This is a genomic window from Marilutibacter maris, assembly GCF_006546735.2.
Classification (GTDB): domain Bacteria; phylum Pseudomonadota; class Gammaproteobacteria; order Xanthomonadales; family Xanthomonadaceae; genus Marilutibacter; species Marilutibacter maris.
In genome coordinates, this window is the sequence record NZ_VICD02000274.1 from 1 (window position 1) to 1,962 (window position 1,962).

Annotated in this window: 1 protein-coding gene and 1 pseudogene; one reads left to right on the forward strand and one right to left on the reverse strand. The window is 68.0% G+C overall.

All coding sequences use genetic code 11. The features are described from left to right. Window positions 1–241: pseudogene (locus tag FKV24_RS15660) on the reverse strand (hypothetical protein); the annotation flags it as partial. A gap of 180 nt (window positions 242–421) precedes the next feature. On the opposite strand from FKV24_RS15660, the gene serS reads away from it, so the two are divergent. Further along, entirely contained in the window at window positions 422–1,702 is a 1,281-nt protein-coding gene (gene serS / locus FKV24_RS15665) for a serine--tRNA ligase (protein ID WP_141483053.1), read from the forward strand. The last annotated feature ends 260 nt before the right edge of the window (window positions 1,703–1,962 follow it).

Here is a 1,962-nt window from a genome sequence, read left to right on the forward strand (position 1 = left end):
CGGGCAGGGGGGCGTACTGCGGCATCGCCGCGGTCGGCGGCGCCTCGTCGTCGCCGGCACGGTAGAAGTCGTCGTCGCGCCCGCGCAGCAGTACCAGCAGGAACAGCAACAGGCCGAATACGAACGCCGCGGCGAGCGCCCACAGCAGCATGCGCCGCGATGGCAGCCAGGACGACAGGTCGAAGCGCCGCGAGCCGGGCTCGGACGGTTCGGGCGAAGGCGGGTTCGGCGAGGTGGTCATGGGCGGCGATGCGGAAACGGATTCGATACGTCGCGGTGGGCTGCGCATGCCCGCATTCTTGCACGCCGGGCGATGAACCTGCCGGCAACGCGTCGCGCCCGGAGCCACGGCCAAGACAGCCGCGCCCGGACCGGCGATAATCAGCGGCCCCTTCGCTCACGTCTTGCGAGATCCGGACCGATGCTCGATCCCAGCCTGCTGCGCCAGAACCCCGCCGACCTTGCCGCCCGCCTGCGCGAAATGCGCGGCTACGAGCTCGACGCCGACGCGCTGGCCTCGCTGGAGGTCGAACGCAAGCAGGTGCAGGTGCGCACGCAGGAGCTGCAGAACCTGCGCAATACCCGCTCCAAGGCGATCGGCCAGGCCAAGGCCAAGGGCGAGGACATCGCGCCGCTGCTGGCCGAGGTCGCCGGCTTCGGCGACGAGCTGAAGGCCTGCGAGGCGCAACTGGAGGACATCAAGGCGCGCCTGGACGCGATCACCTTCGGCATACCGAATCTGCCGCACGACGACGTGCCGGCCGGCGCCGACGAGAACGCCAACGTCGAACAGCATCGTTGGGGTACGCCGCGCAGCTTCGATTTCGAGATCAAGGACCATGTCGAACTCGGCGCTCGCCACGGCTGGCTCGACGGCGACACCGCCGCCAAGCTGTCCGGCGCGCGCTTCACCGTGCTGCGCGGACAACTGGCGCGGCTGCACCGGGCGCTGGCGCAGTTCATGCTCGACCTGCACACCTGCGAGCATGGCTTCGAGGAGACCAACGTCCCGCTGATCGTCAATGCCGACAGCCTGTACGGCACCGGCCAGTTGCCGAAGTTCGAGGAGGACATGTTCGCCACCGAACTGGGCGAGCAGAAGCGCTATCTGATCTCCACTTCGGAGATATCGCTGACCAACATCGTCCGCGACGAGATCGTCGAGGCCGAGCGCCTGCCGCTGCGGATGACCGCGCATTCGGCCTGTTTCCGCTCCGAGGCCGGCAGCCATGGCCGCGACACCCGCGGCATGATCCGCCAGCACCAGTTCGAGAAGGTCGAGCTGGTCAGCATCGCCCGGCCCGACGACAGTTACGCCGAGCACGAGGCGATGACCCGCGCCGCCGAGGTGGTGCTGGAGAAGCTCGGCCTGCCGTACCGGCGGATGCTGCTGTGCAGCGGCGACATGGGGTTCTCGGCAGCCAAGACCTACGATCTGGAAGTCTGGCTGCCATCGCAGCAGACCTACCGCGAGATCTCCTCGGTCTCCAACTGCGAGGCCTTCCAGGCCCGCCGCATGCAGGCGCGCTGGCGCAATCCGGAGACCGGCAAGCCGGAGCTGGTGCACACCCTCAACGGTTCCGGCGTCGCGGTCGGCCGTGCCCTGATCGCGGTGATGGAGAACTACCAGAACGCCGACGGTTCGATCGACATTCCCGAGGCGCTGCGGCCGTACATGGGCGGCGTGGCGCGGATCGCCTGATTCCGCGACTCCGGGGCTGCGCCCGGGAATCCCCAAAGTTTGCTTCGCAAACCTTGGGCCCCGCCGTTGCGCTTTCACACCCCCATTCGCGCTACGCGCGAATCGCCCCCTGACTCAGGGGGGAACGATATCCGGCTGCGCCCAGATATCTCCCAAGATTTGCTTCGCAAACCTTGGGCCCCACCGTTGCGCTGCCACACCCCCATTCGCATCTGCGATGCGAATCGCCCCCTGACTCAGGGGGGAACGATATCCGGCTG